At 39.8% G+C, this 24,000-nt stretch carries 21 protein-coding genes; 5 read left to right on the top strand and 16 right to left on the bottom strand.

From position 1 onward, the window contains the following. Position 1: 1 nt before the first annotated feature. The 11 genes from LMB56_RS02805 to LMB56_RS02755 form a co-directional block, all read right to left on the bottom strand. Positions 2–856 (bottom strand): urease accessory protein UreD, encoded by an 855-nt coding sequence (locus LMB56_RS02805; RefSeq protein ID WP_229284164.1) that lies wholly within the window; start codon positions 854–856, stop codon positions 2–4. Beyond that, positions 846–1,472 carry an urease accessory protein UreG gene (gene ureG, locus LMB56_RS02800; protein ID WP_229272887.1) on the bottom strand — a complete coding sequence of 209 codons (627 nt, stop codon included), beginning with the start codon at positions 1,470–1,472 and terminating at the stop codon, positions 846–848. The genes LMB56_RS02805 and ureG overlap by 11 nt, the downstream gene beginning before the upstream one ends. A gap of 26 nt (positions 1,473–1,498) precedes the next feature. Next, entirely contained in the window at positions 1,499–2,209 is a 711-nt protein-coding gene (locus LMB56_RS02795) for an urease accessory protein UreF (protein WP_229282136.1), read from the bottom strand. A 13-nt stretch (positions 2,210–2,222) separates the two neighbouring features. Then, positions 2,223–2,672: an urease accessory protein UreE gene (locus tag LMB56_RS02790; RefSeq protein ID WP_003664737.1), complete on the bottom strand. Its 450-nt coding sequence runs from the start codon at positions 2,670–2,672 to the stop codon at positions 2,223–2,225. Between the two features lie 82 nt (positions 2,673–2,754). After that, positions 2,755–4,476, bottom strand: coding sequence for an urease subunit alpha (ureC, locus tag LMB56_RS02785; protein ID WP_107721743.1), 1,722 nt, complete (start codon positions 4,474–4,476; stop codon positions 2,755–2,757). 15 nt (positions 4,477–4,491) lie between these two features. Next, positions 4,492–4,866, bottom strand: coding sequence for an urease subunit beta (locus LMB56_RS02780; RefSeq protein ID WP_035155977.1), 375 nt, complete (start codon positions 4,864–4,866; stop codon positions 4,492–4,494). Positions 4,867–4,896: 30 nt separating this feature from the next. Then, complete coding sequence (locus LMB56_RS02775; protein ID WP_035155979.1) at positions 4,897–5,199, bottom strand: urease subunit gamma; 303 nt, start codon at positions 5,197–5,199, stop codon at positions 4,897–4,899. Positions 5,200–5,229: 30 nt separating this feature from the next. Next, positions 5,230–5,748 carry an AmiS/UreI family transporter gene (locus LMB56_RS02770; protein ID WP_019253683.1) on the bottom strand — a complete coding sequence of 173 codons (519 nt, stop codon included), beginning with the start codon at positions 5,746–5,748 and terminating at the stop codon, positions 5,230–5,232. 40 nt (positions 5,749–5,788) lie between these two features. Beyond that, entirely contained in the window at positions 5,789–6,967 is a 1,179-nt protein-coding gene (locus LMB56_RS02765) for an ammonium transporter (RefSeq protein WP_229284188.1), read from the bottom strand. Positions 6,968–7,261: 294 nt separating this feature from the next. Continuing rightward, positions 7,262–7,657, bottom strand: a complete 396-nt coding sequence (locus LMB56_RS02760; RefSeq protein WP_229284163.1) for a winged helix-turn-helix transcriptional regulator — start codon at positions 7,655–7,657, stop codon at positions 7,262–7,264. A 164-nt stretch (positions 7,658–7,821) separates the two neighbouring features. Then, positions 7,822–8,835 carry a hypothetical protein gene (locus LMB56_RS02755; protein WP_229284162.1) on the bottom strand — a complete coding sequence of 338 codons (1,014 nt, stop codon included), beginning with the start codon at positions 8,833–8,835 and terminating at the stop codon, positions 7,822–7,824. 115 nt (positions 8,836–8,950) lie between these two features. On the opposite strand from LMB56_RS02755, the gene LMB56_RS02750 reads away from it, so the two are divergent. Further along, on the top strand, positions 8,951–9,481 hold the full coding sequence (locus LMB56_RS02750) for a GNAT family N-acetyltransferase (protein WP_035169458.1): 531 nt from the start codon (positions 8,951–8,953) through the stop codon (positions 9,479–9,481). A gap of 137 nt (positions 9,482–9,618) precedes the next feature. Next, the gene (gene manA, locus LMB56_RS02745; RefSeq protein WP_229284161.1) at positions 9,619–10,584 is read left to right on the top strand and encodes a mannose-6-phosphate isomerase, class I; all 966 of its coding nucleotides are present in this window, start codon (positions 9,619–9,621) and stop codon (positions 10,582–10,584) included. On the opposite strand, the gene LMB56_RS02740 is transcribed toward manA, so the two are convergent. Continuing rightward, the gene (locus tag LMB56_RS02740) at positions 10,581–11,474 is read right to left on the bottom strand and encodes a LysR family transcriptional regulator (RefSeq protein ID WP_229284160.1); all 894 of its coding nucleotides are present in this window, start codon (positions 11,472–11,474) and stop codon (positions 10,581–10,583) included. The genes manA and LMB56_RS02740 overlap by 4 nt on opposite strands. Positions 11,475–11,602: 128 nt before the next feature. On the opposite strand from LMB56_RS02740, the gene LMB56_RS02735 reads away from it, so the two are divergent. Continuing rightward, on the top strand, positions 11,603–12,709 hold the full coding sequence (locus tag LMB56_RS02735; RefSeq protein ID WP_229284159.1) for an NAD(P)-dependent alcohol dehydrogenase: 1,107 nt from the start codon (positions 11,603–11,605) through the stop codon (positions 12,707–12,709). Between the two features lie 18 nt (positions 12,710–12,727). Next, positions 12,728–13,192 carry a low molecular weight protein-tyrosine-phosphatase gene (locus LMB56_RS02730; RefSeq protein WP_229284158.1) on the top strand — a complete coding sequence of 155 codons (465 nt, stop codon included), beginning with the start codon at positions 12,728–12,730 and terminating at the stop codon, positions 13,190–13,192. Positions 13,193–13,240: 48 nt separating this feature from the next. On the opposite strand, the gene LMB56_RS02725 is transcribed toward LMB56_RS02730, so the two are convergent. From LMB56_RS02725 to LMB56_RS02710, 4 genes are all read right to left on the bottom strand, one after another. Further along, a complete protein-coding gene (locus tag LMB56_RS02725) occupies positions 13,241–14,284 on the bottom strand; it encodes a hypothetical protein (protein WP_229284157.1) in 1,044 nt (347 codons plus the stop codon). Positions 14,285–14,348: 64 nt separating this feature from the next. Next, entirely contained in the window at positions 14,349–14,906 is a 558-nt protein-coding gene (efp, locus tag LMB56_RS02720; RefSeq protein ID WP_003664757.1) for an elongation factor P, read from the bottom strand. 260 nt (positions 14,907–15,166) lie between these two features. After that, positions 15,167–16,348 (bottom strand): PTS transporter subunit IIC, encoded by a 1,182-nt coding sequence (locus tag LMB56_RS02715; protein ID WP_229284156.1) that lies wholly within the window; start codon positions 16,346–16,348, stop codon positions 15,167–15,169. Between the two features lie 286 nt (positions 16,349–16,634). Further along, entirely contained in the window at positions 16,635–22,139 is a 5,505-nt protein-coding gene (locus tag LMB56_RS02710; protein ID WP_229284155.1) for a mucin-binding protein, read from the bottom strand. A 549-nt stretch (positions 22,140–22,688) separates the two neighbouring features. Between LMB56_RS02710 and LMB56_RS02705 the strand changes: the two genes are divergently transcribed. Next, positions 22,689–23,936 carry an ISL3 family transposase gene (locus tag LMB56_RS02705; RefSeq protein ID WP_229283443.1) on the top strand — a complete coding sequence of 416 codons (1,248 nt, stop codon included), beginning with the start codon at positions 22,689–22,691 and terminating at the stop codon, positions 23,934–23,936. The last annotated feature ends 64 nt before the right edge of the window (positions 23,937–24,000 follow it).

The following is a 24,000-nucleotide window of genomic DNA, read 5'->3' as shown; positions in this document are numbered from 1 at the left end:
TTTAAGCTTGTTCTCGTTCAAGGTGTTCACTCTTCCGCAAGTTGAGTTCAGAGAAGTGAAGAATCTTTTCACGGTAGTAACTGATAAACTTCCACATTAATTTGTGGTTTTCAAAAGCACTGTCACTCAATAACCGCAGCACCATTCCATCTTTTTCAAGCAGGGAGATACCATAGTGAATATTAACGTCAAACTGGTCCAAATACTTCCGCAATTCTTCAACCGTCTTTTGCGTAATATTTTCATCAATAATAACAACAGAATTGAAGTTAAGTTTACCTTCAAAATAACCAATTTCCTGCATTGGATCAGATTCTGGGTCAACCAACAGATAATCGTTATATACTAACTGACCATCATAGTTAATTTTTGTTTGCAAACCCACTTCATCATATTGGAAAGGCGCTCCATCTGGTGACCATCCTTTAGAAAGGCCATCAGTTAAAATCAACTTAGCACCCTTTTCCATATCGATGGTTGTTGTTTGCCGATAACATGCATCTTTATATGGAATCGTTTCATCTTGATAAAATTCTAAGATTGCATTCTTACCGAGATGAAAATCATCTTCTTGGGTTGTCATTTGATGATTTTCACACTTATAAACATAGGTTGGTGATTGGGTAGTTACAATCGCGTGACTATTATCATCTAATGTAATTTGATGATGATATTTTTCACCCTCAACGTATCCGCCACCTGTAGTTATGAGAAAGTAATATGGAATGTTATCTTTATTGGGTTGGCAAAATGATAACCATGAATTGCCTTTTCGGAAAGTACGCTTAGCAAAGTCACGCCCTTTCGTATGGGTAAATTCGAGGTCGATCATGCCATCATAATCTTTACTTTTCATCTTCCAAGTCCTCAAGTAATACATCTTTCTTCAACCAGTCAACAACTCCATCAAGACCAATATCCTTCTTTAAGTTAGTAAAGAGGAAGTTGCCATCATTCCGGAATTTTTCTGAATCTTTCTTCATCCGGTCAAGATCAGCGCCGACATATTTAGCTAAGTCTGTCTTGTTAATAATGAAGAGGTCCGACTTGATCATTCCTTGTCCAGCTTTCCGTGGAATCTTTTCACCTTCAGCGACATCAATAATGTAGATTGAGAAATCAACTAATTCTGGACTGAAAGTTGCCGCTAAGTTATCCCCACCACTTTCGATAAAGATCAAGTCAAGGTCATTATTAAACCGTTGCTCTAATTCTTCTACAGCGGCCATGTTCATTGAAGCATCTTCACGAATGGCAGTGTGAGGACAACCACCTGTTTCAACCCCAATAATCCGGTCTTCATCAAGAACAGAATTCTTAGCCATATATTCGGCATCCCACTTAGTATAGATATCATTGGTAATTACCGCGATATTATAATCATCATGAATCCGCCGGGTAAGCCGTTCGATTAATTGCGTTTTTCCTGACCCAACAGGACCACCAACACCAATTCGTACTGCACGTTTCATAAATTTTAACTTCCCTTCCAAAATACTTAAGACATGAACAACCGTGATTCTTGTGTTTCGTGATTAATCTGTGCCATCTCAAGACCAGGAGCATTAGCGCCAAGGTAAGATTCATCTAATTTCATTACCCGCTTATATAATGGCTTTAATAACTTAATTAGGTCGTTTAAAATTACTTGTCCTTCACGCTGCCCTAATGGAATTGCTCGAACCGCATTCAAGACCAGCGTTGAAGCAACACTATATCCGTACATCAAGAACGCATCCATCAATGGAACACCTTTATAATGAGCAAACATCGAGAAGACGATTGCGGGGTTTCCATACGCTTTACCATCTTCAATTGCTTTCGCATATTCTTTTAGGTGCGGAACCTTATCGCCGTAAATTTTATCGATTAAAATAATCATTTGGTGGGCGATCAGCTTTGTCCCATTCCGTGTTTCAGTTGCTAAAGTTGATTTCGTAATCTGATCATCATATTCAATAAGCTTATCAAAATCATGCTTATCAATGGCTTCATAGCACAGCTTGACGAGCAAGCCTTCACCAAACCTAAATTGCGAACGATAGTAGTTCTCAAGCCAAATACGAAACTCAGGAGCTTTTTTAATTACATTAGTTCGTAAATAATTTTCCATTCCGAATGAGTGATTAAATGTACCGATTGGGAAGGTCGAATCACAAATTTGAAAAACTTCAAGATAGTTGAGTTTCTTTGTTAATTCATTTTCCATTATCTATCCCTACTTACTTTGTCAAATCGAGGTACTCAAGTGGTTGGTCTAGTTGAACCTTCTTTAATTCATAATTGATATCATGCTTATCAAGCATTTTAATTACAACTTTATCTAAGAGAAGTGAAATTTTACCATCCTTAATTTGGACTGGCTTGTGTAAGTTGCCAAGGAAGTGAGCTACAAGACCCATTTCATCAATGTCACGTGGCGTTATCTCAATCATTTCATCAGCGATTACGCTCAAGACAAGCAATTGCTTATCACCAAGCTTAAAGGCAGAACCATTCTCTAAAATCTGGTCTTCATTATCGAGGCGAATGCCATATTCGTTGCCATGATCTGTCTTTACCCGGAGAATATTTTTCATTAAATCATCACTTTTAACCATTGCAGTTTCAATGTGATAACTACCAATATTAGGAATATCATCTACGTTACGATAAACTTCTGTTAAAACCATAAGTATAAAACCTCTTTTTATATATTTTTATAAAAGGAGATTGGGGCACGGCTCCCAATCCCCTGGATAAATCTAAATTAGATTAGTATAGGTAGTAACGTTGAGTTAATGGCAATGTTGGTGCAGCATCACAAGTGATCAGCTCACCATCAATCGTTACTTTGTAAGTTTGTGGATCAATTTCAATCGTCTTTGGAGTGTAGTTGTTAAGCTTCATGTTAGCCTTAGTAAGGCTCCGTGTATTGTGAACAGGTAAGATCGTCTTGTTCAAACCAAGTTGTTCCTTAATACCATGGTCATATGCATATTGAGATACATAAGTTACACATGTATGGTTAACAGCTCGGCCTTCAGCACCGTAAAGGAACCGTTCAAGAACTGGTTCAGGTGTTGGAAGACTTGAACTTGGGTCACCGGCAATACCGTATGTGATCATTCCGTTCTTGATAACCATATCTGGCTTAGTTCCAAAGTATTGTGGGTTCCAAATGTTTAAGTCGGCATACTTACCAACTTCAATTGAACCAACATAATCGGAAATACCATTACAGATAGCTGGGTTAATTGTGTATTTAGCAACGTAACGCTTAATCCGGTTGTTATCATCGTACTTGGAATCGCCATCTAATGGTCCACGAACCTTCTTCATCTTGCTTGCTAACTGCCAAGTCCGCATTGCAACTTCTCCAACACGTCCCATAGCTTGCGCATCAGAAGTCATCATACTAAGGGCACCCATGTCTTGGAGAACGTCTTCAGCAGCTTCAGTTTGCTTCCGAATCCGTGATTCAGCAAAGGCAACGTCATCAGGAATCTTTGGATTAAGGTTGTGGCAAACCATTGTCATGTAGAACAATTCGTCAAGAGTGTTCTTACAATATGGGTTAGTTGGCGTAGTTGATGATGGAAGAACGTTGTCTTGACCACAGACAACCATAATGTCAGGAGCGTGTCCACCACCGGCACCTTCTGTGTGGAATGTGTGAACTGTGTTGCCATCGAACGCATTGATAGTATTTTCAACGAATCCACCTTCGTTCAATGAGTCAGTGTGGACAGCGTATTGAACATCATACTTGTTAGCAGCAGCAATTGAGTTTTCAATTCCGGCTGCAGTTGCACCCCAGTCTTCGTGGGTCTTAATAGCAGCACAACCAGCTTCAACTTGTTCACCAATTAGTTCTGGACGATCACCAGAACCCTTAGCCATCAATCCATAGTTAATAGGTGCGTTATCAACGGCTTGTAACATCCGATGAGTATACCAAGCACCTGGGTTACAAGTAGCTGAACGAGTACCATTGGCAGGACCAGTACCACCACCAAAGAGGGTTGTAATACCGTTATCCAAAGCTGCTTGGGCAATTGATGGTGTAATGTAGTGAACGTGTAAGTCAATTCCACCAGCAGTAACAATCATTCCTTCACCAGAAATGGCTTCAGTACTTGCACCAACAATGAAATCAACGTTATCCATGACGTCTGGGTTACCACCCTTACCAATGGCTAAGATCTTACCATCACGAATACCAATATCGGCTTTGTAAATACCAGTCCAGTCAATAATAATTGCATCAGAAATAATTAAATCAGCAACCATTGGATTCTCGGCACGTGTTTCAGTAGCACTAACACCCATACCGTCACGAAGAACTTTTCCACCACCAAAAAGACTTTCTTGACCATGAACTGTTAGGTCTTTTTCAATCTTGGCAAACAGATCAGTGTCGCCTAGTCGTACACTATCGCCAGTAGTTGGTCCATAAAATGAGGCAAACTGCTCGTGATCCATATCAAAACTCATAACTTTACCTCCTCTTTACTTCTCTTCAGGATAACTCTTTTCAAATGGGTATCCATTAAAGGTATCGGCCTTCTTATCAACATCAAGCCAACCGTTGACCTTGTTGTTAAAACCGAATACACGGCGCTTACCACCAAAATCAATTAACTTAACAGTCCGCTCTTCACCAGCTTCTAGCCGAATGGCAGTACCAGCTGGAATATCAAGGTGCTTACCCCAGGCTTGACTACGGTCGAATTGGAGCCCTTCTTCATTAGCTTCATAGAAGTGATATTCTGAACCAACTTGGACAGGACGGTCACCAACGTTTTTTACTTTGAGCGAAATGTCATCGTAACCAACATTGTATGGAACTTTATCTGGTTGTAATTTGTATTCTCCAGGAACCATTTTGTTTCCTCCTTTTATCTATGCTAATAATTAACGAATTGGGTCAGTAACAGTAATTAGCTTAGTGCCATCAGGGAATGTTGCTTCAACTTGGATCATTGGGATCATTTCTGGAACACCTTCCATAACGTCATCCTTAGTTAACCAAGTAGCCCCAGCGTTCATCAAGTCACCCACGGTCTTACCATCACGGGCACCTTCCATTAAACGACTGGTGATTAAAGCAACTGCTTCAGGTTCATTTAGCTTTAACCCACGGTCCTTACGCTTTTCAGCAACCATTCCGGCTAAACTAATCATCATTTTTTCCTGTTCACGCTTTGTGAGCCTCATTGTATATCCTTCCTTTCTGCCTAAATTGTGTTAGTTAGGCCAGCAGTTCAGGAGCATTAAGAATCCTGGAATCCATGCTGTACAAATTCCTTCAATAATTCCTAAATATCCTGGAAACTTCCCAAGATTTATTTTTAGATTGTTAGTCAAGAATCCTGTTAACCAGAGAATTCCCCAGGCCCACCAGATGATTCCATACATCCAATTTCCACCATAATTTTGGAAACAAAGGATCCCAGCTGGAATTGAATTGATCGCAACAAACAAACTAAACCAGCCATAAAGTCGTTGGTCAAAATCACAGAGAGTGTTAAAAGCTACATAAAGATAAGTAAATGCGAATAGCAACCCAGTGGCACTGGCATAGAACCAACTTGCCGGTTTATTGTTAATAATTCCCCAAGATAACGCAACGATATTAAGAGTTAAACTGAGACCACCGGTAAAGAAGTTCATAACCACAATCGATTTATCCTTTATGTCTTCTACAGCATAGAAACCATTACTCATCAGTACCATGCCGACATAAAGCAATATACAACCTAACAATTCATTTTCGCCTCCTTTCATTGAGACGAGTTAAAGAGTACTAATCAATGTCGTATGTCGTTTCATTAAGCAACGTTTGATCAAGACCTTCTTGAATAATTTCATCAGAAGGACGAATATTAGTAATTGCACCTAAAACCTTAAGCAAGATATAGGTAATTGCAAACGAATAAGCAGCAACCAAGATAACGCCACCAGCTTGGATCAAGAATTGGTGACCACTTGCAGCAACACCATTAACGGTTTTATCTGCTAAGATACCAATTAAAATTGTTCCAGTGAATCCACCGATACCGTGAACTCCCCAAACACCAAGCGCGTCATCCCAGCCAATCTTTTCTTGAAGACTAACAGCCACATTACAGATAATCCCAGCTGCTAAACCAACTAAGACCGCGGCAGCAGGATTAATGTATCCAGCACAAGGGGTAATTGTAGCTAAACCGGCAACTGAACCAGTTAAAACATCAATAAAATTAGCCTTCCCACGAACAAACTTGGCATATAAGACCCATACAATCATTCCGCTAGCTAGTCCGATTGCAGTATTAGCAAAAGCCTTGGTAGATAGCGCACCTGCTTTTAAGGCCCCGCCTGAATTAAAGCCAAACCAGCCAAACCAAAGAAGTCCGGTTCCGATCGCGGCAGCCATCAAATTACTTGGCTTCATTCCTGCCTGCTTTAATTTCCGTTTACCAAGCACAATAATACTTGCTAAGGCGGCAAAACCAGCAGTGGTATGAATAACCGTTCCACCAGCAAAGTCAACAAAGCCCCACTTTGCTAAGAAACCATTACCCCATACCCAGTGACATACTGGAATATAAACAAGGTATGTCCAGAAAATATCGAGAAGAATATACCCTTTCATATTCAGTCGTTCTGCAAAGGCTCCACTAATTAATGGAACTGTGATTACACAAAACATTAACTGGAATAGGAAGAATAAAGTAAATGGAATAGAAGCAGCGTGAACTGAACTTGGTACTAATCCAACATTAGCTAAAGCAAAGTAATCAGAAATCCGTCCGATTACTCCCCCCTCATCTTTTCCAAATGCAAGACCAAATCCACCGTAGATCCAAATCAGTGTAACGATTCCCATTGAAATAAATGATTGCATCATGATATATAAGACACTGCGCTTACGAGCTAAACCGCCATAAAAGAAGGCGAGGCCTGGCGTCATCAGACAAACCATTGCCGTACAAAGCATCATAAAGGCTGTGTCACCACTATTAATATGCAAAATATAATTCCTCCTTTACTGCTAATTGATTTATTAATGAAACATTGATAATAAACACGTAATTGCTAAATGATTATTAAAGCCTTTTCACTAATATTCACTTTTATAATACTATTTATATTAATTATTACAAGAAATAAGGCTTTTATTTTCATAAAAATATAACTACTAAAAAAAGCCTACGAGAATTGATAGTCTCATAGGCTTTTGTTTTATTAGTGTAATTAATTTGATTTATTTTTTATCCGTGTAGAGTTTGTAAAACTAAATATACTGTTCAACCGCATTTCGATACTTTAATAGTTCTGTTTGCTCCATGGAAGAATCAGGAAGCACAACTTGAACGCTATCATTGCCACCATTTTCATCCATTTGTTGACGTCCCCATACTCCCAAAGACATAACGAGACGGGCAAATTCTTGACCACCTTCCGTGAGAACAAAACAACCAGCTTCTTTAATCGGACTGATCAAATATTTGGCTTGCAATTCCTCAAGTATTGTTATCAATTGATTATCAGAAATATTAGTCAACAATTCGTGCAAATCATCAAAGTCTAACGGTTTTACTCCCAGCCAGAAAAGAGCTTTAGAGTAATCGCCGTTGCGCAAAAGGCTTAAAGAATAAGTAATGCCATGATTAGTTTCTTGATTCATCATTAACCCACTCCCGCGTACAAAGTATTGTAATATTCATCACAAATTATAACATGAGGAAAAAGCAATCTCAAAAGAAAACCTCGAATTCATTTATCATATTATTATCTTTGAAGACAAATATATTTTTAAAGTCAATCTATTCAATGAAATCGTTCTCAATAGCATTATATTGTATATTTACTTTTTAGTAAAATTTGTGCCTCTTTTATCCCAAAGAAATGTGATTTAGGACTACTCATCTTATGAGCGATTAATACTTGTCGTGCTTGGTCACACTGTACTTTCGCTAACTCATTTTGCTGGAATATTTGGAGATAGAATGATAACTGCCGTAATTTAATTGCTAATTGGTTCCGTGCCTTCGTCAAAGTCACATCCTTAAACTGTTTATGATCATGAATCAAGAAACGGGTTTTTCGGCGCTGTAAAGCATAGTTAATTGAATTACTCTTAATCCGATGAATATCTTGAACTGTGAGACCGTGTTGACGGAGGAGGTAATTAAACATCGTAATCTGCTGGTCGACTTGTCGCCAATCCGTTGCAATATTATCTCGTAATTGCTCAATCTCTTCTTTGGTAAGGCGGTGGGTAATTCCTTGTTTTAATTGGTGATATAAGGTTTGCAGATCTTGATAATCGCGTTGGTGGAGTGGAAGGTCAACTCGACTAAACAAGTTACATCGCTGGTAAAGGATCGTTCCTTCGTGGTTCTTAAATCCCTGCCGATCAACAATAAACTGGAATATCTCTTGTGGAAAACGCCGCCCAGCTTGATAAGCCAAAAGAATGCTATCCATATACAGATTAATTTCGTTAATTCCGGCCTGAATCTCTCTTGCAACCTTTTGAGGAATACTGGCATGCTGCTGAAAGTGAGAGATGCCCAAAAATAACTGCCGACCGGTTGTCCGCGAACGTAGGATAAATTGATTTTTTAAACGCCGACCACAATCACAATAGAGGTTGTCGCCAGGATGATCATGTTGTCGCTGATACCATGGGTCAATTACCATCCCCTGAAACTCCCAGTCAGTCTGTTTGAGATAGTGGTGGGTATGAAAACGCGATAGCATCGCATAACGCGTAAACTCACTCAATGCCTGAACCTGGTCTGGCCTTAACTGTTGTAAAATATCTTCTCGCTGTTGACGGGTCAACGCAATAATTTTATCCATCCTCTCATCCCTTTTCTTAAAATACTGTATTACTATATCAAAACAAATGTTCGATTTCAAATTGTCTATTTAATCCTTTTCTGGTAAAATATTTAATTACAAGGAGTGATATTATTTGGATTTAGACATACAGCCCGTGAGGTTGAGTTTAAAAGAATATAAACAAGTTAAACAATTATATATGCGCGCATTCCCGAAATATGAGCGAGAACCGTGGACGTGGTTGCTCATCAAGAGTAAGTATCAACGCGCTGACTTTATGGCCTTCTATGACCAGGAACAGTTTGTTGGATTTGCTTACGTTATTCACAGTCACGGTATGCATTATATTTTGTATCTCGCAGTTAATGATCAAATCCGTTCTCAAGGATATGGGACGCGGATTATTAATGAGCTTCGTCACCTTTACCCTGAGGATTCACTTGCTCTTGACGTTGAGCAACCGAACCCTCAAGCGGCAAATAACCAACAACGGTTACGACGACTTAAATTTTATCGGCGCAATGGCTTTTTCCCAACGCCAAAACTTTTCAAAGAAGAAAAAGTCACATTCCAAGTTTTAGCAACCAATAAAAAAATCAACCAACGAAAGATTGATAAGGCCTTTGAGTGGTTCTCATGGCCGCTTGGTTGGCTGATTCAATAAATATTTCAATTTTACTAGTTTGAGGCTGTTGAAAAAAGCTTTTTTGCTTTTTCAACAGTCTCTTTTTATCGTCAAGAAAATAAGGTTCACAAAAGTGTTATAATTTATGTAAGCGGATACATAAAGGAGTGATAACATTGGTAGAACCATTATTTTTAAAACCAGTCTTTCATGAGAAAATTTGGGGTGGTCGGCACCTTGCAACTGATTTCGGTTACCAAATTCCAGCGGGAACAATTGGTGAGTGCTGGGCAATTTCTGGCCATCCTCATGGGCCAAATATCATCACAAATGGTCAATACGAAGGCCAACTATTGCCAAAAGTTTATCAGCAACATCCCGAGCTATTTGGCAATCCACGCTCTTCTGTTTTTCCATTATTAACAAAGATTCTTGATGCTAATGCTAGTCTATCAATTCAAGTTCATCCCGACGATGCTTACGCTGAAGAACATGAGCACGAACTAGGCAAGACAGAGTGTTGGTATGTTATTCATGCAGAACCTGGAGCTTATTTAACATACGGCCATACCGCAAAAACGCGCGACGAGCTTATTAAGATGATCGATAATCATCAATGGTCAAAACTTTTTAGTAAAAAGCCAGTAAAAACGGGGGACTTTGTCTATGTGCCAAGCGGAACTATCCATGCCTTAAATAAAGGAATTATCGTCTTAGAAACCCAGCAAAGTTCTGATACCACTTATCGGATCTATGACTATGACCGTCGAGATAAAAAAACAGGTCAGCTACGTCAGCTTCATTTAAAACAGGCAAAAGACGTGACAACGGTGCCATTTACTGAGCCACAAATTAACCCCCGCATCGTTCATGATGGTAATTCAATAATTACTACTTTAATTTCTCAACCTGACTCACCATTCTTTACCGTCTACAAGTGGGAGATCCGTGATCAAACCAGCTTGGCTCACGAGCATGGCCCTTATACTCTGGTTTCAATTATTGATGGCAATGGAATTTTAACTGTTGATGATCAACAGTATTCGCTTCACAAAGGCGATCATTTTATCATCCCTGCAACCGTTAAAAGCTGGATAATGGACGGTGAGCTTTTAGCGATTGCTTCTGAACCAACAGATTAATCATTTGCTACCTGCAGTATTTTAGCTACTTGTTTTACAATATCATGCGGTTTTTCCGCTTTAAAAATTAATTTAAACTTAAACGACTGATTGCTTTTCCCGGCCAACGGTAAATAGCGGATATTTTCAAGTGGGTTTTGGAGGACCTTGATCAGCTTTTCGGGATAAAACGCTACGGCTTGACCTGATCCGACTAACATCTGCATCTGCTCATAAGTCGGCACTCGTAATACTTCAGCAGGTCGTACAATTCCTTGGAGACTACTGGTAAAGGCTTGTTTTAAATATGATGAATCTTCATTACTATAGTAGGTTACCGGCATTTTCTGAATAGTAGCAAGCTCAACTTCATTATTATGACTTAAACGCTCGCTTATTCCGATGATCATTCGGTCACGGTGGATGGTAACCGTTTGTAATCCCATTTGTGCATAATTATTGTTAAAGCCATAATCATCCATCACAATGGCACAATCAAGGTTATCCATTAATACATCTGAGACCAAATGTTCCACACTCTCTTCGCTTACAAAGGCATTTACAGTGGGCGATAACTTAGCAAGCAGTTTATGGATAAAGAGGCCATCAAAAGGCGAAAAATAACCGATTAACAAGTTAGTTGCGCCCCGGTAAGAAAAACGGTGGAGCTCATGTTCGGTTGCATCTAGCATATTAATAATTGCCTCACTGCGTTTTTTAAAGAATTCACCAGCCGGCGTCAAAACGATTTTATTTTTCTTGCGCTCGAACAATTGAGTATGAAGATTCTGCTCTAACCGTTGAATCTGTCGCGAAACAGCCCGTTGTGAGACGTAATTCTTTTCCGCTACTTTTTGAAAACTGCCTAATTGAACAACATCCAAAAATAATCGTAATAATTCTTCGTTCATTTTCATCTCCTAGGCGAACATTTTAATTCGGGTGTAGACTTCCATTAACAGTCTACACTTTTTCTTTCTAATGCTACAATAATTTTGTTTAATATCCAGAGTATTTATATTGAAAGGAAGAGCCAAATATGCAAATTAAAGCTGCTGTTGCAACCAAACCTAACGCTGATTTAAAGATTCAAACCGTCGAATTGGATGAACCAAAAGAAAATGAAGTATTAGTAAAAATTGCTTCAACAGGTTTTTGTCATACAGATATTGTTGGTCGAAGCGGTGCTACTACTCCTCTCCCCGTTGTCCTCGGGCATGAAGGTGCGGGTGTCGTTCAAAAAGTAGGAGCTAACGTTACGGACGTTAAACCCGGCGACCATATTGTTCTATCATTTAGCTACTGTGGCCATTGCTATAACTGTACTCATAATCATCAAGGCTTATGCGAAAACTTCAATCAGCTAAACTTTGAAGGAAAAACCTATGATGGTACTCACCGCCTGCACTTAGATGATGGCACGCCAGTCAGTGTCTTTTTTGGTCAGTCTTCCTTTGCAACATATATAACAGCCAATGTCCATAATATTGTTAAAGTCGATCAAGATGTAGACCTTAACTTATTAGGCCCACTCGGTTGTGGAATGCAAACAGGTGCTGGAACCGTTCTAAATTATATTAAACCTGCTCCTGAAGATGCAATTGCCGTTTTCGGTGCTGGTGCTGTTGGCTTAGCCGCAATTATGGCTGCTAAAATTGCTGGAGTTAAACATATTATTGCGATTAATCGTAACGGTAACCACCTTGACCTGGCGAAGGAATTGGGCGCTACTGAAACGATTAATAATACGGCTGAAGATCCCGTCAAAGCAATTAAAGAAATCGTTCCGCGTGGTGTAACTTATGCAATCGATACTACCGGAAACACCGGTGTAATTAAATCAGCAATTGATAGTCTTGCCACCGCTGGAGAATGTATTCTCTTAGGGGTCGGCGGTGATATTACCTTAAACTTAATGAATGATATCTTGTCAGAATCCAAGAAAATCTCTGGGGTTGTCGAAGGAGATAGCAATCCCCAAGAGTTTATTCCTCAACTAGTTAAGTACTACAAGCAAGGCAAGTTCCCCCTTGATAAGCTTGTTAAGTACTACGATTTCGCTGATATCAACCAAGTTATCGCTGACTCAACCAACGGAAAGGTTATTAAGCCAATCATCAAAATTGATCCTGAATTAGCTAAATAATTAGGTGGAGTGTTTTTTATGAAAGTAATTTTTGTTTGCCTTGGTAATATTTGCCGCTCACCAATGGCGGAAGCGATGTTCAAAAAAATGGTTACAGAAGCTGGCCTTGCTGATCAAATTACCGTTGACTCGGCCGGCACAAGTAACATTGCAGAAGGTTCACCTGCTGATAGTCGAACAAAAGCCATTCTCGATAAATATCACATTAAAGACGATGGAATGATTGCCCGTCAATTGCGCGACAGGGATTATTATGATGCCGATTATATTATCGCCATGGATCAGATGAATATCCAGGACGCAAAAGATATGGCACCAGCTGGGTTAGAGAATAAGGTTCACGGAATCTTTGAAGCTACCCCAGGAAAAGAAAATCGCTATATCGTTGACCCCTGGATCACTCACCGGTTCCAAGATACCTATGATAGCTTAAGTGAAGCCCTCCCCAATTGGCTTGCTAAGCTAAAGAAGAAAATTAAATAACTGTTTATCAAAAAACACGCCTGAAAATTTCAGCCGTGTTTTTTCTTTTTATTGGTAATTAAGATCGTCAAACTTCTTATCAGCGTTTTGTTGCGCCATATCCTTTGATTGGTAGTAAACAGCATTTACCCAATTTCCGGCACCCCCGGCTGATACAAGAACTTTAACCTGCTTTCCATCGATTGTTTCAGTCTTAACAGTATATGATGAACCGTCACCGGCATTTTGAACCCAACCACGGATATTTAACCATCGTGATCCATTCATGTTAAAGAAGCTGGCTTTCCCCCAGTTCTTAGTAGCGTTTTGGATTCCTTCGTTAGTATAGTTATCCTCGTCTTCACCCCACTCAGAATCCTGTTTAAAGAGTTGAGTTGTTGTACTGCTATTCTCGCCACTGTAGGTAAAGGTATGAGGACCAAATGTTATTGTTGAGTCAGCATCATTATCTGCCGAATACCAGGTTCCCTGCATTTCACTTGGAACATCAATAGTACCACTGCGGCCATACTTATGATCATTGCCAGAATTACTGGTGCTTGCTGAGGAATTGCTATCACCACTGCGCTTATCAACTACCTGCGTCTTAGCAGCTAAGTCATTAACGAGCTTCCCCTGACCTTCTTGATTAACATAATTGGCCATTTCTGACTTTGAGATTGTGGCGAGTTTGGTACTCTTTTGATTTTCCTTAACATTTTGGTAGATGTTTACATCATCGTTATTAACAGTGTAAACCAAGCCCTGTGACTTTCCACCAGCAGTCACATCGTAAGCTACTCCTTGCCCTCCATCACTCAATTGGTATTTAGAGCTTGGGTAAAGATTTACCTGCAATCCCTCTTTTTGCGCTTCTTTAGCCATGGCAGCCCAATTTCCGCCATAACGAAGGCCGCAATACGTACTAATCAAACTGACAGCTTCTTGGGGGCTCATGTTATCACTATTAACTTTCACATTACTTTTAGCGACTAATAAACTACTGCTTGATGCAGATGAAGAATTAGCCGCTTTATTGTTAGCCTGATTTCCACAACCAGCCAACAATAGGCCCATCCCCGTGACCATTAAAAATCCTATTTTCTTATTCATATTATTTTCTCCCATAAAAAACGCTCCCTGTGATATACAAGGAGCATTTTGATTACATATTTAACTAAGCCCGTGACTTGTAGCTACCATCAGTAGTGTTGATGATTAACTTGTCACCGTTCTTGATAAATGCAGGAACGTTAACAACTAAACCAGTTTCCATCGTAGCAGGCTTACCACCACCATCGATAGTAGCACCCTTAATCATTGGTTCAGTTTCAGCAACAGTTAATTCAACAGTGGTTGGTAATTCAACCCCAATGATGTCGCCGTTAACAAAGTTTAAGATAACCTTCATGTTTTCAACAAGGTAGTTCTTGTCGTCACCAAGCAAGTCATGGTTTAAACTGTATTGTTCGTAGCTTTCAAGGTCCATAAATACGGCTGAATCACCTTCATCATAAAGGTATTGAGCAGAACGCTTGTCAACGTTAACTTGTTCAACCTTTTCAGATGGACGCATAGTAGTGTGGACAATTGAACCTGAACGGAGGTCTTGGATGTCCATTTGCATTAAAGTGTTACCCTTACCAGGCTTGTGGTGGTTGATTTGAAGAACCTTTAATAACTTACCGTCACGTTCAAAAACCATACCTTTTTTCAAATCAATTGTTTGAATCATAGTATAAAAACTCCTTCATATAAAACTGAACTCTTTTACCGATTAATGGGACTTTGCTTTAAAGCAAGCCTTAATCTTTGGCTTCGTTCCGTGCCGTTAATCATAGATAGTTACCATCTACAATTTACATTCACTGTCTATTGTATCACATTCCCTAATCACAACAATAGCAGTTGTTAGGATGTTTTATCAATAAAAAACTGTCTGCCTATTTCATAATTTTCAATAGACAAACAGCTTTTTTTCTTTGATCGATACTTCTAAACTAGCTCAAGATGTAATTGCTTTTCACCAATGAATCCAGCGCGCTTAAGAACAAGGTAAAGAGCAATTGAAAGAACAGCGGGTACTACCACGCCGAAAACCATGTATGTGCTGAACTGAGCCCAGCCGCGTGATAAGTAAGCAATTGGTGCAATCAAGGAGTTTAGTCCCAATCCTCCTAAGGTCGATGTTGAACGGAAATCAAACAGAACTGTTGCAATTGGTGCACAAACAGCTGCTGAAACAACCGTTGGAACTAAAAGATAAGGATTGATGAGGAGATTGGGAAATTGAACTTTAGGGGTAACAAGTCCTTGGGCGATATTTGCGCCAAGGTTATTTTGCCGAAATGACATCGCAGTAAAACCAACAAATTGAGCAGTAGTACCGATCAAGGCAGCCGCCGAAGAGATCGGATCAAGCATCAACGCAACGGCCAAGGCTGCAGAAGAGGCAGGCGTCATCAGAAATAGGGCCCACACAACGGAAATTACCATTGATCCTAAAACTGGTGAAACTTGCATCGAATGCGCAATGTAGGCGGACACAGCAAGAAGCGCCGGCGTAACAACTGCCGCAACGACTAGACCAAAACCGATACCCACGGCTAATGCACCAAACGGAACAAGAACCATATCAAGTGGTGTCTTTCCAGTTAAATACTTACCGACAAGAACAGCAACGATCGCCGCTAAAACAGCAGAAACAGGTTGGCCAGTAGTAAGAACCGGTGCTCCCGCTGCCGCCGCAGTTACTTGCCCTGTTGCAGTCATTCCTTTAACCGCCGTATCAGTAAAATGAACACCATTTGATCCAACGGTAGCCGCTACCATTGATGCAAATGTAACTAATGTATTTGTGTTCATCTGTGAAGCAACCGCAACCCCAATAGCAGGCGCTAATAATGCTTGAGCCTCACCACCAATTAGGGTAAGGACATGGATACCTGTCAAGTTACCAATTGTTTGAGTTAATAATCCTCCTCCTAGAACGACCAAAATAGCATTAGCCACCGCCGCAAAAATTCGATAGGCCACTTCCTTGACCTTTGATGAATTTTGATAAGTTGCATTAGCTTTAGAATTGCTAACTTGATTTTCCATCATTAACGCCTCCTTATAATTTATTTTTTGTTTAATGATTGTTGTTAGTTTATCGGAGCGATAATTAAAAGTCAATTATATTTCTCATTTATTTTTAATTTAAATCAAAAGGTTAGATTTATTAAATCTATTACTACATTTAATCTTAAAGTAAGCGCTTTTGTAAATGAATTATTAAGAAAGAATAAAAAGGATAGCAAAGCTGAAATGCTCACTATCCTTTTATTTTATGCTTCGAGTTTGTTGCTATGAATCTGTTAAGCCACTATCCATTGCATTATGTGTTAAGTCATTGCAATAAACCATCTTCAAATTAACCACAACTCTCCGCATAACTTATCTTTGACAGTTCAAAGAATTACTAATCTTCTTTACGCCGTTTCTTTCCTGCAGCCAATAAACCAGTTAAGCCTAATGCAGCTAATCCAAGGGCAGCAGCTGAATTATTTTCATTACCAGTTTGCGGTAGCTTCTTAGCTTCTTGCTTAGCAGGTGCAGCTGATTCAGTCTTCACTGGCGCTGGCGTCTCTGCTTGTGGGGCAGCAGGAGCTTGAGGAGTTGCCGGTTGAACCGGTTCTGGAGTAGCTGGTGTTTCTGGAGTTGCCGGTTCATCTGGTTGTGGTGTTACTGGCGTCTCAGGAGTTACCGGTGTTGGCGTCGTGTAAACAACTGGTGTATCAACAGTTGGATGCGTTGGCGTTACCGTTGGAACGCTTGGTGTCATTCCAGGAACTGAAGGTACTGGTTCATTTGGTACAACCTTGGTTGGATCAGTTAGGTCATTGGTATATGGCACAGTTGGAACATTTGGAATTGGGTTGCCATTTGGATCAACCGGTACAATGTTTCCAACCTTAGTGTAAGTAACCGTATCTTCAAGATTTTGTTGAACCGTTTCCTTAGCCGGAACGTTAGCCTTATCCGCAACATAGCCATTGATTACTGGAACCTTAACTTCGTTATAACTGCCTTTATCAGCAGTCCATCCTTCGTCAGGGTTAATAATTTGACCAGTTACCTTGTCGATGATTAATGTCCGTGTCCAAGTTGAAGTTTGCACATCGTCATCACGCATCTTATTACCGTTGTTATCCACGAAGTGGACCGTTGAAGTGTATTCCTTCGTGTAAGTATCCTTAGCAGGCCACTTTGGACCGTTTGGTTCATCAGGGTTTACTGGTGTACCAGGTTCATGTGGATTGTTTGGTCCTACTGGAGCATGACCGTGCTTCAAGACAACAGTGAAGACTTGATTCTGATCCGCGTTATCATCGAAGGTTGCGCCTGCTGGGAAGCCATCAGTTACTAGTACATAACCTTGTGCTTCCAGTTGCTTGATTTGATCAGCCGTACTGTAGTTAATCTTGTCGCCAGCCTTACCAGTCAAGTCACCGGAAGTTGCGATTTGCGCGTTGTTGTTATCTTGGTCAACGTAGTTAACAATCGCAATTTGATCAACCGCTGGCTTTGGATTTACCGTATCTGGCGTGTACTTAACGGGTGTATCAACACCTGGATCGGTTGGTGTTACCGTTGGTACTTCTGGCTTGTAGCCTGGAATAGTTGGTACTGGTTCATCTGGCGTTACCTTCGTTGGATCAGTTGGATCGGTTGGGTATTGTGGTGTTGGAACATCTGGAATTGGGTTACCATTTGGATCAACTGGAATAATCTTTCCATTTGGTACATAAGTAACTGTCGCTTCTTGATCTTCCATCGTGACACTTGGCCCTTCAACTTGTGCCCGGTCAGCATGGTAACCATTAACAACTGGGGTCTTAACCCCATCATAACTTCCCTTGTTGCTTACCCATTCTGTTGAGCTGATAATCTTACCAGTCACATTATCAACCGTAATGGAACGAGTCCATTGCGCGTTTTGAACATTGTCAGCTGGGTTATCGTTTCCTGCACCAACATAGTGGACAGTAAACTTAACATTCTTAAGGTAGTCAACATCTTCATTGGTTACCTTCGGTCCGTCTGGGTAGTTAGGGTTAATTGGTTCACCCGGTGTACCTGGCTTATCCGGTTTGAACGTCGTGGTTCCGTGCTTCAAGACAACCGTGTAAGTTTGGGTAGTATTGTCATCATTGTCAAATACTGCACCAGCTGGGAAACCATCACTTACGAGAACGTAACCTTGATTTTCAAGTTGTTTGATTTGGTCAGCCGTACTGTAGTTAATTACACTACCTGGCTTACCAGTTAAGTTACCAGAAGTTGCAATTTGCGCATTGTTGTTATCTTGGTCAACGTAGTTAACAACTGCGTTTTGATCATTAACAATTGGGTTGTATGGTACTGGTGTATCCTTACCAGGATCCGTTGGCGTTACTGTGGGAACACTTGGTGTATAGCCCGGTACGTCTGGAACTGGCTCGTTTGGCGTTACCTTCGTTGGATCAGTTGGATCGTTAGGGTAACTTGGGGTTGGAACATTTGGAATTGGCTTGCCACTTGGATCAACCGGAATAATCTTACCAACCTTCTTGTAAACGACTTCTGTCACAACATTTGGATTATCAGTAGTTGCTGTCAATCCACCAGCAGTTGGAACTTCAGCAACGTAACCATCAATTACCGGAACGTTGATTGTCCCGAACTTGTGGCTAGTTTCATTCCATGCACCATTAGTAATTACATCCCCGGTTACCGCATCAACAACATCAGCCGTCCGGGTAAATTCACTGGTTTGAACATTATTTTCATGAAGCGTGTTGCCATTTTCGTCGACAAACTTAATCGTCTGAGATGCTGGAATGTTTTGCGCATTTCGTTCGACCGTTCCATTATCTTCATAACTAACAGTAACGGTATAACTCTCATCCCCATGGTTCAATGGCACACTCTTGACATTATTGCCATTAGCATCTCGACTAACGGAAACCACATGCATCCGGGCAATACTTGGTGATTCAACCCCCTTGACATCTTGAGCTGGTGTCCAAGTTAACTCGCCAGGGCCTGTAATCTTCCCATCTTCAACGGTTACCAATTTGCCAGTAACCTTATCAACTGTACCTTGAGCAGTAAAGTTAACAGTTTGATCAATCGGATCAGCTACTTGCTCACCTGTCTTCGCATTTACATAGTTGATTGTCCGTGTAACTTCTTTTTGTAAATCAGTCTTGTTGTAACCAGCCCCTGGATGTTCTGGATTGACTGGTTCAGTACCATGCTTCATCACAATAATAAAGTGCTGATCGTTATTGCTGTCGTTATCAAAAGTCTGATCGACATCAAAGTCGGAACTAACATATTCATAGCCAAGACTTTCAAGTGCATTAATTGAATCACCATAGCCAGTAAAATCAATCTTGGTATTTTCAATTCCATCAGCGTTGAACTTAGTCGTGATGCCCTCAACAATAATTTGTTGGTTATTGTTATCTTGATCCACGATTGTTAAGTCAGCTTTTTGAATTTGATTGTAAATAACTGGTGTATCTTTGCCCGGATCGGTTGGCGTTATGGTTGGTTGACTTGGCACCCATCCTGGAATATCTGGAACTGGTTCATCTGGCGTTACCGCTGTAGGATCAGTTGGATTAGTCGGATATTGTGGAGTTGGGACATTTGGAATTGGCTTGCCGCTTGGGTCAACCGGAATAATCTTTCCATTTGGAGCATAAGTAACAGTTGTTTCAATGTCATCTTGCGTAACAGCTGTTGCAGGAACAGTTGCCCGATCCGCATGGAAACCATCGATTACTGGAGTAGCTACTTGAGCATATTCTGTCTTTTGCCCAGGAACAATTGCCCAATCCGTATCATATTCTCCACCCGTAACAAGTTCATGGGTGACAGCATCAATTGTAACTGTCCGACTCCACTGTGAAGTTTGAACATTATCGGCTGGTGTCTTATCACCTGCGCCAACATAATGAACAGTTGCTTTAACATCTTTAAGGTAATTGGATGGATCAACATTTTTGTCTGGATGATCAGGGTTGACCGGTTGTTGACCATGCTTAAAATGCACTTCAAAGACGTTCGCACCATCAGCGTATTTAGCGCCCGCGGTAAAACCATCTGAGACTAATTCGTAACCTTGACCTTCAAAATTAGTAATTGAATCCTTAGTTGAATAGTCAATCGGATCGCCAACGTATCCCTTAAGATCATCAGCTTTAAGTTGAGTATTAGTCGTATCATCGATGTACTTGACCTGCGCAGTGGCATCCTTAGCGTACTCATAAGTTACAACATAATTATATGGAGTAAATTGACCGTGATCAGCGCCATAGGTTGTCCGTAAAGTGTAACCCTCAAAGGTCTTTGGCGTTGTACTCCATTCACCAGCAGAGTACCAGTGCTTTGTTGCATTAATCCCATCATTAGTTTGGTCTGGATTTTTTTTATTGAAAGCAATCACTTGGTCATCGGCAAGCTTGTTACCCTGTTCGTCAATAAATTTAACAGTCACTGGCTTGTTAGGAATTAGGTTAATTGAAGTTGATGCCTCATTCCAGTTGTAGTAGTCAGTATTCTTGTGGTAATTAAAGGTTCCCATGTAGGTGTAACCTTGGTTGTGATACTTCTTAACAAGATTATCAATCTTAGCCTCAATATCACCATTATCATGTTCGTAAGTTAATCCCTTAACTCCTGAAACATTAAACACATCGGCAGGATCAATCGTATCCCACGCTGGACCAAAGTATTCACCGTATTGGGCACCAGATCCCTTTTGACTATCTTTAGGGTTAGGATTATCCATAATCTTTTTGTACTTAAAGGTATGGATTTGGTAATTAAGATTACCTTTGGATTGAACATTATTATAAGTATCAATAAAGGTTGCCTGATCATCTAACTGATAACCAGGAATATCAATGGCTTGAAGAAGAAATTTTGATGGACCAATATCCTTATTATCGCCATGATTATAAGCGTAACTAGCTGTAGTGGAAGTATTTGCACCAACAGATGAAGTTGAAAGTACTTCTCCTGTATCTTCATCAATATAACGAACTAAAATTGGAGAAATACGGGCATATTGAAGGGTAATATCAACATCTTTATCTTTAATTCGAGCCATATTACCATCCATCGTAAAGTTTTCATCAAGAACTTCAGGGTTTAATAGCTTGTAACCCGTTGGCGCCATCCCAAACGAATATAGGCTAGTACCTGTCTTGCCTTCTCCATTAAAAACACCATTTTTAAAGTTGTAGTTAAAAATATACGATGGTGTAACTGGAGCAGCACCAGTTGTTACATCAACAGCCTTAACGGTGATTTTATAAGTCTGATTAACATTTTCATTTGCTGTTGGAGTCGCAGCGGTTTTTTGCGCCGTCACCCCTTGAACACCAATTGCATGTTCAGCTGATGGGGTCGTTGTAGGGATAAATGTTTCAGTCTTTGGTGCTTGAGCGACATTTGCATCACTATTATTTTGCGTTGCACTGCTTGTATTGTTGACCGCAACAGCTGCTGATTGCTGATTAGCAGCACTAGTAGAAGTACTATCAGTAATTGCAGACGTTGCACTACTCATCGCCGTAGAGGCAGCGCTATTAACAGCAGCTTCATAATCGTTAGCAACTGATGTATCAATATTACCAGCGGGATTGACAACAGAAGCCGAAACATTTTGTGCAGCATTAGCGGCAGTTGCCTGTTTCATCGTTGCAGTACTTGCAGAAGAAACAACAAGGTTATGGTCAGTTTGTTCTGCACCCGCACTTCCAGAATTAGATGTTGAATTTGCATCAGTTGTATCAGCAGAGGCAGTACCAGCAAAAGTAACTCCTAACAATACAGAAGCAACCCCAACGCTTAGTTTTTTAATCGCGAACCGTTGCTTAGTAGGTTCATTTTTCTTAATTTGTTCTTGAAGGTTTTTATGAGATAGCATTCTTCTATATTCCCCTTAATCAATGGATAAGCTAAATTACCAGGCGCCCAAACATGCATCACAACTTGTTTTCACCTTTTAAATATAAAACTTATTCTTCAAATTACAACTCAATTAGCAAAAATTAAGTTATCATCTGTTAATAATTTTAGCGTTTAAATGCTGATAGCTCAATAATTAACCTTAAATTATTTTATGCCAAATTAATGAAAACAAATCCAGCAAACATGAAAACTATTTCATATCTAGTGTTACTTAGCGTGCTTCAATCCCATCTTTCAACCATTTTTTCTAACGTCATCCAATAATTTTTTTAATTTCAAACAATTCCATAGCGAGGCCATTCTTTTAGCTAACGATAAACATTTTTGAATTATGCGCAAAAAAAAAGCCCTACAGTCGAAAACTGTAGAGCTTCTTTTATGGGTATACACTTTCTGGTATGGATGGAGATTCCATGCCAGATTTTTTTGTATAAAAAAGAGGCATTTGCTGTCCCCTCGTTATACAATCAATTCACCACAAAAATCATGAAAGAAGGTTAAACAAATGTCCCATAATGATTCTATCCTAAATATTCTTGGAATTAAAGATAAAAATATTAAAATTATTTCTGTTGAAGAAGCTGAACACAACAATGATTCTGTTAAAGAGTATATAACGCTAATAACAGCTACTCTTTCTTATCCGATTAATCGTTGTCGCAACTGTGGCTTTCCCACTGTTAATAAGGATGGCTTTCGCAAAACTCATGTACGACTGGCTAGTTTAAACGGGAGAAGATATGAATTAGAGCTTCGTAAACAACGCTATAAATGTAAATCATGTCATACTACGTTTGGTGCTATTACTAATTTAACCAAAGAAAATCAAACCCTATCCAGTGATCTCAAAAATCAAATCATGCTTTTGGCTCGTAAAGGACTATCCGGTCAGCTAATTGCTGAAATGTGTCACTGCTCTCCTAGTAGTGTTCGTCGAACAATTTTAGAGCGCATGGAACCACACTATCGTGTGGCTAAGTTGCCTAAGCATTTATGTTTTGACGAGTTTCGTTCAACTAAGTCTGTGATGTCCTTTATCTGTTGTGATGCTGAAACCCACCAAATTGTCACAAAGTTACAGGATCGTCTATCACCTACAATTATTGATTATTTTGAAAGTCGTTATTCAAAAGCCGAACGCGAATACGTTCAATCAGTTGTAATTGATTTAAATGCTCAATATCAAAGCTTTATCTATCGCCTTTTCCCTAATGCCAACATTATTATTGATCGCTTCCATCTTGTGCAATTAGCTGGTCGCGCTTTGGACAATTGTCGTATTTCTATCCTAAAACAACTCGATAAACAGAGCCGAGAATATAAAATTATGAAGTCACATTGGAAGCTATTCCATAAAAAAGCTGAAGATCTTCACCCTGAAGAAGTAGTTTTTCTTCGCGGCGTTAAGCAATATATGACTCGCCAAAATGCTGTGGATCTCATTACTAGTAAATTTTCTAAGTTCGCTGAAGTATACCAAACTTACCAAGATATCACGAAAGCCCTCAACGAGCGCAATAGTGAATTACTAGAGTCAACCATCTTAGACTACCAAAAAACCAATACAGAAATGGATACCGCTATCCAAACCCTTCGTCAAAACAGAAAATATGTCTTAAATAGTGCTAAGTTTGAATACTCTAATGGTCCTTTAGAAGGCATCAATCGCAAAATCAAAACTCTAAAACGAACTTGTTATGGTTTTGCCAATCAAAAATTTTTCTTTTTAAGAATCGATTGTATTTTTTCGTAAAAAAATACCCCCTACATTTTCGTAGGAAGTATTTTTAGTCAACCATACCAGTTGACAGATATCC

It is taken from the genome of Limosilactobacillus reuteri, from assembly GCF_020785355.1.
Classification (GTDB): domain Bacteria; phylum Bacillota; class Bacilli; order Lactobacillales; family Lactobacillaceae; genus Limosilactobacillus; species Limosilactobacillus reuteri_I.
This window is presented reverse-complemented; position numbering and strand designations above follow the sequence as displayed.

Bases quoted from the DNA above. Each gene is read 5' to 3' on its own strand.
- LMB56_RS02805 (WP_229284164.1), bottom strand. From the start codon at position 856: ATGAAAAGTAAAGATTATGATGGCATGATCGACCTCGAATTTACCCAT.
- ureG (WP_229272887.1), bottom strand. From the start codon at position 1,472: ATGAAACGTGCAGTACGAATTGGTGTTGGTGGTCCTGTTGGGTCAGGA.
- LMB56_RS02795 (WP_229282136.1), bottom strand. From the start codon at position 2,209: ATGGAAAATGAATTAACAAAGAAACTCAACTATCTTGAAGTTTTTCAA.
- LMB56_RS02790 (WP_003664737.1), bottom strand. From the start codon at position 2,672: ATGGTTTTAACAGAAGTTTATCGTAACGTAGATGATATTCCTAATATT.
- ureC (WP_107721743.1), bottom strand. From the start codon at position 4,476: ATGAGTTTTGATATGGATCACGAGCAGTTTGCCTCATTTTATGGACCA.
- LMB56_RS02780 (WP_035155977.1), bottom strand. From the start codon at position 4,866: ATGGTTCCTGGAGAATACAAATTACAACCAGATAAAGTTCCATACAAT.
- LMB56_RS02775 (WP_035155979.1), bottom strand. From the start codon at position 5,199: ATGAGGCTCACAAAGCGTGAACAGGAAAAAATGATGATTAGTTTAGCC.
- LMB56_RS02765 (WP_229284188.1), bottom strand. From the start codon at position 6,967: ATGATGCTTTGTACGGCAATGGTTTGTCTGATGACGCCAGGCCTCGCC.
- LMB56_RS02760 (WP_229284163.1), bottom strand. From the start codon at position 7,657: ATGATGAATCAAGAAACTAATCATGGCATTACTTATTCTTTAAGCCTT.
- LMB56_RS02755 (WP_229284162.1), bottom strand. From the start codon at position 8,835: ATGGATAAAATTATTGCGTTGACCCGTCAACAGCGAGAAGATATTTTA.
- LMB56_RS02740 (WP_229284160.1), bottom strand. From the start codon at position 11,474: ATGAACGAAGAATTATTACGATTATTTTTGGATGTTGTTCAATTAGGC.
- LMB56_RS02735 (WP_229284159.1), top strand. From the start codon at position 11,603: ATGCAAATTAAAGCTGCTGTTGCAACCAAACCTAACGCTGATTTAAAG.
- LMB56_RS02730 (WP_229284158.1), top strand. From the start codon at position 12,728: ATGAAAGTAATTTTTGTTTGCCTTGGTAATATTTGCCGCTCACCAATG.
- LMB56_RS02725 (WP_229284157.1), bottom strand. From the start codon at position 14,284: ATGAATAAGAAAATAGGATTTTTAATGGTCACGGGGATGGGCCTATTG.
- efp (WP_003664757.1), bottom strand. From the start codon at position 14,906: ATGATTCAAACAATTGATTTGAAAAAAGGTATGGTTTTTGAACGTGAC.
- LMB56_RS02710 (WP_229284155.1), bottom strand. From the start codon at position 22,139: ATGCTATCTCATAAAAACCTTCAAGAACAAATTAAGAAAAATGAACCT.
- LMB56_RS02705 (WP_229283443.1), top strand. From the start codon at position 22,689: ATGTCCCATAATGATTCTATCCTAAATATTCTTGGAATTAAAGATAAA.